9 protein-coding genes and 1 pseudogene are annotated in these 7,009 nt (G+C 47.1%); 6 read left to right on the top strand and 4 right to left on the bottom strand.

All coding sequences use genetic code 11. The annotated features are described in order from the left end of the window. Both RIF25_RS04610 and RIF25_RS04605 read left to right on the top strand, forming a co-directional pair. Positions 1–227 (top strand): annotated as a pseudogene (locus RIF25_RS04610) (hypothetical protein); the annotation flags it as partial. 138 nt (positions 228–365) lie between these two features. Further along, complete coding sequence (locus RIF25_RS04605; protein ID WP_322877372.1) at positions 366–632, top strand: hypothetical protein; 267 nt, start codon at positions 366–368, stop codon at positions 630–632. Between the two features lie 13 nt (positions 633–645). Here the strand turns inward: RIF25_RS04605 and RIF25_RS04600 are convergent, their stop codons facing one another. Next, on the bottom strand, positions 646–1,251 hold the full coding sequence (locus tag RIF25_RS04600; protein ID WP_322877371.1) for a GerMN domain-containing protein: 606 nt from the start codon (positions 1,249–1,251) through the stop codon (positions 646–648). A gap of 91 nt (positions 1,252–1,342) precedes the next feature. Here RIF25_RS04600 and lgt point away from each other — a divergent pair, with 91 nt between their 5' ends. From lgt to RIF25_RS04585, 3 genes are all read left to right on the top strand, one after another. After that, positions 1,343–2,173 (top strand): prolipoprotein diacylglyceryl transferase, encoded by an 831-nt coding sequence (gene lgt / locus RIF25_RS04595; protein WP_322877370.1) that lies wholly within the window; start codon positions 1,343–1,345, stop codon positions 2,171–2,173. 90 nt (positions 2,174–2,263) lie between these two features. Then, positions 2,264–2,353: a cytochrome b6-f complex subunit PetN gene (petN, locus tag RIF25_RS04590; protein ID WP_015126161.1), complete on the top strand. Its 90-nt coding sequence runs from the start codon at positions 2,264–2,266 to the stop codon at positions 2,351–2,353. Between the two features lie 24 nt (positions 2,354–2,377). Next, on the top strand, positions 2,378–2,536 hold the full coding sequence (locus RIF25_RS04585) for a hypothetical protein (RefSeq protein ID WP_322877369.1): 159 nt from the start codon (positions 2,378–2,380) through the stop codon (positions 2,534–2,536). 43 nt (positions 2,537–2,579) lie between these two features. On the opposite strand, the gene RIF25_RS04580 is transcribed toward RIF25_RS04585, so the two are convergent. The 3 genes from RIF25_RS04580 to ctpA are packed head-to-tail and all read right to left on the bottom strand — an operon-like array spanning position 2,580 to position 6,102. After that, complete coding sequence (locus tag RIF25_RS04580) at positions 2,580–3,824, bottom strand: HD domain-containing protein (protein ID WP_322877368.1); 1,245 nt, start codon at positions 3,822–3,824, stop codon at positions 2,580–2,582. 38 nt (positions 3,825–3,862) lie between these two features. Then, positions 3,863–4,804 carry an acyltransferase family protein gene (locus RIF25_RS04575; protein WP_322877367.1) on the bottom strand — a complete coding sequence of 314 codons (942 nt, stop codon included), beginning with the start codon at positions 4,802–4,804 and terminating at the stop codon, positions 3,863–3,865. Between the two features lie 59 nt (positions 4,805–4,863). Next, positions 4,864–6,102: a carboxyl-terminal processing protease CtpA gene (ctpA, locus tag RIF25_RS04570; protein ID WP_322877366.1), complete on the bottom strand. Its 1,239-nt coding sequence runs from the start codon at positions 6,100–6,102 to the stop codon at positions 4,864–4,866. Between the two features lie 95 nt (positions 6,103–6,197). Between ctpA and petB the strand changes: the two genes are divergently transcribed. Continuing rightward, complete coding sequence (gene petB, locus RIF25_RS04565) at positions 6,198–6,845, top strand: cytochrome b6 (RefSeq protein WP_322877365.1); 648 nt, start codon at positions 6,198–6,200, stop codon at positions 6,843–6,845. Positions 6,846–7,009 lie beyond the last annotated feature (164 nt).

Genomic DNA, 7,009 nt, shown 5'->3' with positions numbered 1-7,009 from the left:
AATTATTTTACCCACTGTTGCTACTGTGCCAACTAGTCATGAAAAATGCTGTAAAATTACTGCCCTTTAATCAACGTCATACCTTGCAGTTAGTTCAAACAAGTAGCCTTTCTGTAATCAAGAAAAGTACATCAGGAGGCTCAGGATGGCGAGGTTGTCTCAACACAGCGACAGGGCAAATATTACAAGATGCAAAAATAACTGATCCTGTTTTTGTCAAAAATTAAACTCGGGGTATAAACCTACAGGAAATTATTTAGTTACAGTAAGTTTGAGTATGCCTTGGGCACCTCAAGGATGGGATGGGGAAGTTCCTTGTTGGAAATTAATAGCAGGTGTTATTGAGATATAGAGAGTACTAAAGCATGAAGGCAGATACTACGAGCAATATCTCCAAAACCGATTGGGCTAGGATTGATGCCATGACTGATGAAGACATTGATACTTCAGATATACCCCCCTTAGGGGAAGATTTTTTCACTAAAGCCAAAATCCGAATGCCTCCTAATCAAAGCTGTGTCTCAGTTGAAGTGGATGCCACAACCTTGGCCTGGTATCAAATACAGAGAAAGTGTCAAAAACAAATGTCAGTCCCGTTGAAGTGTGACCCTAACGCCCAGAGGCTCTATTGAACCAGATTAACGGTTATTCCTGAGTTTTTGAAGGAGTCAGGGCAAATGATTGTTCAAATTCAGCCCGCGTTAGGGGTTGTTTAACTTCCAGGCCCTCGCCACCCAAAACCGTTAGGGGCTGACCATTGACGGATAACCAGACCGGCTGAGTTGGATTTAAACTGGTTGCCGTATATAGCACCTGTCCTAATCGCCCTTGCATGGAGGTACTTCCACCCCCCTCTTTAAATTCCTTAGATAAATTAATATAAATGCCATCGGGCTTAACGTCCAGAGTCTCTAGCTTTGTTCCAGCCGGAATCGTGGTGGTCAAGGTCGGTGCATCAGGCCCGGATAACAGTTGGCTAAATCCGGCGGTTAGAACCTCTACAGTGCTGGCATTCTCTGGAATCGGCCCCAAGTTCAGGGGGGTTTTCACCAGGCCAGTCCCATCCGCGTTTAACCAGTAAAGCTCTACCTGTCCAGAGACTACTGCCGGAGAACTAGTTGGCGTGGGGGCAACACTCTGCGGGGCTTGCGATTGAAATGTCCACCAGGCCGTGCCACCAATGGCCACCAACGCCACCAGGCCCAGACCCCACCCCCAGCCGCGTATCCGTTTTTGTTCCTGGCCTGGCATGACAACTCACCTCAACCAACGCCCAAAATCTAATCTTGGGGACGCATGACAGCCCCATAATAGTTCCAGCCTACCCTCCTAGAATAGACCCATGTCACCCCTTGTCAGTTTTCTTTTTACCTCCCCCGGCCCCCTGATTCACCTCGGCCCCCTCACCTTGCGCTGGTATGGAGTCATTATTGCCACCGCTGTATTTATCGGTATTTGGCTCTCCCAACATCTGGCCCGCCGCCGCCACTTGGATCCGGACTTAATTCCTGATTTAGCCATCTGGTTAGTCCTGTCCGCCGTCCCCGCCGCCCGCCTCTATTACGTTGCCTTTGAGTGGGACTATTACCACCAGCACCCTGAACAGATTATCCAAGTGTGGCAGGGGGGCATCGCCATTCATGGGGCCATTCTCGGGGGACTGGTGGCAACCCTGATTTTTAGTAAGCTCCGTAAAATCTCCCTCTGGCAGTTATTAGACGTGATTGCGCCCTCCCTGATTTTGGGCCAGGCCATGGGCCGTTGGGGCAACTTTTTCAACTCTGAGGCTTTTGGGGATCCAACCAACCTACCCTGGAAGCTCTACATTCCCCTCAACCGCCGCCCCCCCAACCTACGTCAATTTGACTCCTTTCATCCCACCTTTCTCTATGAATCCATTTGGAACCTGGGGCTACTGGGGATTTTGCTCTGGGTATTTTTTCGGTTTCCCCAGGCCCGGCCAGGAACCCTTATTTTTATCTATGCCTTGGGATATGGGGCTGGCCGGCTTTGGATTGAAGGCCTGCGTACCGATAGTTTAATGCTGGGGCCCCTACGCATTGCCCAAGTCATGAGCCTCGTGTTTATTCTGATTGGCCTGGGAGGTCTGCTCTGGCTCTATCGCTGGCAACGGCCCTTACCCGATGTGGTCTCAACCCCAGAACAACCCTAATTTGTCGGGATTTTCTCGGTATTACCCATAGCCAACCTGAGTTAAAATGGGGGCTGTTGTTAACGCCTAGAAAGTTAGTCAAGGGTCGTTATGGATATTCTTTCCTTGGGTTGGGTTGGTGTTTTAGGACTCTTTACCGTTTCCATTGCCCTCGTTGTTTGGGGCCGTCACGGCATGTAAGTGGGGCTAAATCTTTAATTGCTTGTGGAAACTTCAGTTGTTAATGTCCTGATCTTGGTTGCCCTGGGCCTGCTCCTGGCGATTACCGGCGGCATTAGCTATTTAACCTTTGCGGAATGGCGAGATCGGCGGCGTTTAGATCGGGAACAAAAAGAACAGCGGGTTAAAGGCAAACGGAAATAGGCCCAGTTCCTCTCTTCCTCCCGTGCAGATTCTCCAGCCGTTCTTAGGGACTCCTTTGGAGATCAGCCTCGATCTCCCGTGGATAGAGCAAATATTGTTTTGTTAATGGTTGAGTCAAGGTCATCACCAGGCTAGAGCATTGGTTAATATCCACCAGGCCCCTAGGACTTTTGACCTTAATCCCCTTGTTATAGAGGGTGTAACCCCGACTCACAGCTGTCCGGATCGTCACATAATAGGCGGGGTCAAGGTCGAACCGTTTAGCTAATTCCCTAGCTTGAGTGAGTTTGCTCTGTTGCCCCGAGTCTGACAAGTTACTGATATCCCAGGCCTTGAGCAAGTCACGATCTAAATACCGCCGACAGAGATCCGCCAAAATTGCATCTGAATGGTGCTGCCAGGCCTGGAGATGGTAAACCAGGGTAATATCATCTGCCCCTAAATACTGCTCCAGGGATAACTCCTGGTTGTTTTGAGTTAACCAGGCCCCGATCACCCCATCCGCCCAAACTTGGCCAACCCCAAATAACTCCCTAGCTCGAGAAATTGCTTGTTCTAACCCCCAGGCCGCCGCTAAGTTTTTGGGATGATTGTAAATCTGGGCATACATGAAATAACGGACAAACAAATAATGTTCAATCGCCGCTAACCCCTTTTGGTTCACCGTTAATTCTTGGGAGACCGGGTCGTAATCCATCGCCATTAAAATGCGGTCGAGATCTAAATGCCCATAGGAAGCCCCGGTAAAGTAACTGTCGCGCATTAAATAATCTAGGCGGTCACAATCTAGCTGACTGGTGACTAACTGCCAAACCAGCGGAATCGGAAACTGCTTTAGATAAATTTTCTCTAGGTCTGTGGCTAACTGGGGGTGAAATTCATCCAAGGCCTGGCGCAGGGGCGAGGATTCCAGAAAAATCCGCCTAGTCCAATGCTCATGCTGTCCCTGAAAAATCTCTTCGGCGGTATGACTGAAGGGGCCATGGCCTAAATCATGTAATAGGGCCGCCACCAACACCTGAGGACGATAGGGACGTAGTTCTGAATATCGTTTCGCCAATCGGTCAAAAGCCCGCCGGGCAATCTGCATCACCCCCAGGGAATGGGTAAAGCGAGAAGCCTCCGCCCCATGAAAGGTTAAGCTGGCTGTTCCCAACTGCCGAATTCGCCGTAAGCGTTGACAGGCCGGGGTATCAATTAAGCGAATCAGGAGTTTTTCAACCGGATCACTTCCATCCAGGGTAATGGCTCCGTGAAGAGGATCATGATACGTCCGACTAGGTAACATCTCAACAACATCTCAGGAAAAGTACTCCGACTAAAGTTCTACTCAAGTAGAAGAAACGACAATTTTGGCAGATGAAGACGAACACTAAGCGTAATGAATAGACAGATTAAGTATGTCAGAATAACAGATAGAACAGCGTTTAAAAAACCAAAAACACTGATTTTTGTCAATGCAAGAGAAACAACATAAATCGTAATAGGAGCATGTAAAAGATAAACACCACCACTTCCCGGAGCAGTGAAGCTTGAAAGTACTTTCGAGTAAGATATGTAGATTCCAAGTGTAAACAGGACAAAAACAATTGAAACATCTAAAAAGCGGTGATCAAATCGAGACATAGCCAAGAATAAAGAACTAAGTGCAAAAGCATAGAAGTAAAATGATTTAATATTTTTTGGAAATGAGTATTTAAGCATTTGTCCTGATGAAAAACAAAAAATATACAATGGGATATTTAATAGGTTGGGACCTGCAGATGATTCAACTGGGTAAACTTGAGAACAAATTAGAGCTATTACTGCCAGGATTAAGAAGAAATATTTTGAATCTATGTTGAATAAATTCAGTAATAATGTACATATAAATAATGCATTCAAAATAAAAAATAAATATGAAAGAAAGTACATCTGCATTGGACCCTGAAGCTTCAGAATCGATATTAAACCGTTGTCAAGGTTGTACTTTCCAAGTAAATATAAGGCAGATACATAAATAAAAGAAAATATAAAAAAAGGTATCATAAGTCTCATAAAGGTTTTCCTAAAGAAACTCACTAAACTCTGAATTTTGCAATCAGAAGCACCCTTAAAGAAGAAGCCAGAAATAAGAAAAAAGCCAATAACAGCACCATCTACATAATTTCCAATAATATTAATTAAATCACTAACATCTTTGGAGTAGCGGGATTCGGATTTCACATGTAACCAAATTACTCCTAATGCAAAAATGTGCTTTACTATATCAACTCCTACAAATCTCATAAAAAATCCTCTATAAAATCGTGTATTAACGATTAATTAAGTATTATATGCTTAAATAATTAAATATTATTGTGTAATGTCAAAGTTTTCAACGCCGCTTGGTACTGACTATCGGCATCTGTCGCGACTTGATCTTGGGTAATGGGGGTTAGAGGGACTCGCAGATCTGGGGCAATGCCAATCTTATTGATGTCATGGTGAGCCGGGGTTTCATAGTGGGCAATCGTCACCGCTAATCCCGATCCATCGGACAGATTAAACAAGGATTGAATGGAGCCTTTGCCAAAGGTTTGTTCACCTACTAACTGGGCCCGCCCCGTGTCCTGCAATGCCCCGGCTAAAATTTCACTGGCGCTGGCAGTGCCTTGATTGACTAGTACCACCAATGGATCTTTCGTCAACGGTTGATGGGTGGTCGTGAAACTACCTAATACCCCCTGGCGATCCACCGTATAAACTACCACCCCCGGCTCGATAAAGAGTTCTGCAATCTCGACCCCGGCCTGGAGCAAGCCCCCCGGATTATTCCGTAGGTCTAAGACATAGCGATCTACCCCTTGTTTTTCTAACTGACTCAGGGCCTGGTGCATCTCGTCCGTGGCCATGGCATTAAATTGGGTCAGCCGAACATAACCAATTTTTGCGCCCGTGGGGGCAGTTTGGAGTTGGCTTATCACCGGATTGAGGGTAATGTGATCCCGCTTAACCGGAATTTCAATCGGCTGTTGATCCCCCTGGGGGTGGATAACCGTTAAAACCACCGTGGAGCCAACTTCCCCCCGCATTCGTTCTGCGGCTTCATCAAGGGTTAACTCTGGGGTGGGAGTCGCGTCAATTTTCAGAATTTTATCTTGGGGTAACAATCCTGCCGCCGCCGCTGGAGAGCCAGCAATTGGGGCAATCACTTGTAAATAGCCCGTGTCTGGTTCTGAGGCAATTTGCAGACCTACCCCTGTCAATTCTCCGGTAGTGCTAGTTTGCAGACTGTGGTACTGGGCTGGGCGTAACAAGCGGGTGAAGGGATCTCCTAAACTGGCCAACATTTTTTGGATTGCTTCATAGGTGGCCTCGCGAGTTTCCAGGGGCTGGCGAAGGGCCTCTTGACGCACATTCCACCAATTTTGGCCATTAAAAGTCTCATCCACATAGGACTGACTGACAATTTTCCAGGCCTCGTTGTAGAGTTTCTGCTCTGTGGTCAGGGCCAAGGCGGTTGAGCTAACTCCAAACCAGGCCCAGGCCAAGCCCAAAATCCCCAAAATCAAGCCTAAGCTGTAGTGCCGAAAACCGCGCCCCATTCCTTGAGTCCTCCTTGCTGCCTATGCCCAGAAAATTTCTTCAGATTGTGTTACATTTCTCATGAAGCATACGGTTTTCAGGACTCATCCCCGATATGAATAAAGTTTACAATTGGTTCGATGAACGTCTCGAAATTCAGGCAATTGCCGAAGACGTTTCAACCAAATATGTGCCTCCCCACGTTAACATTTTTTACTGCCTAGGGGGAATCACCCTCACCTGTTTTTTAGTGCAGTTTGCGACTGGCTTTGCCATGACCTTCTACTACAAGCCAACGGTCGCTGAAGCCTTTACCTCCGTCCAGTACATCATGAACGAGGTCAACTTTGGTTGGTTGATCCGCTCTGTCCATAAATGGTCAGCCAGCATGATGGTTTTGATGATGATTTTGCATGTCTTCCGGGTCTATTTGACTGGTGGCTTTAAGAAACCGCGGGAATTAACCTGGGTCACGGGCGTGGTTTTAGCCGTGATCACCGTCAGCTTTGGGGTGACTGGCTACTCTCTCCCCTGGGATCAAGTTGGCTACTGGGCCGTCAAAATCGTCTCTGGGATTCCGGCTGCAATTCCCTTTGTCGGTGATCAACTGGTGGAACTGATGCGCGGTGGCGTGAGTGTTGGTCAAGGTACCTTAACCCGCTTCTACAGCCTCCACACCTTTGTTTTGCCCTGGTCAATTGCCGTCTTTATGCTGATGCACTTCTTGATGATCCGCAAACAAGGCATTTCTGGCCCCCTCTAGACCCAATATCTGCCCTCTCCTGCTGGATGGCATAAAGTTTTGGTAACAGTTCCGTGGGTAACAGTTTTTTCCCTGATCTGCTTTTATGATCGAGGAAGTTATCAAAACCAATATTGATTCAAAACACTGACTGCCCCCTGCTGGTGCGCGAAAGGAGAACGTTA

Origin of the sequence: Pseudocalidococcus azoricus BACA0444, assembly GCF_031729055.1 — a bacterium.
Taxonomy (GTDB): Bacteria; Cyanobacteriota; Cyanobacteriia; order Thermosynechococcales; family Thermosynechococcaceae; genus Pseudocalidococcus; species Pseudocalidococcus azoricus.
The sequence above is the reverse complement of the archived record's forward strand: the minus strand, read 5'-3'. Positions and strand labels throughout refer to the sequence as shown.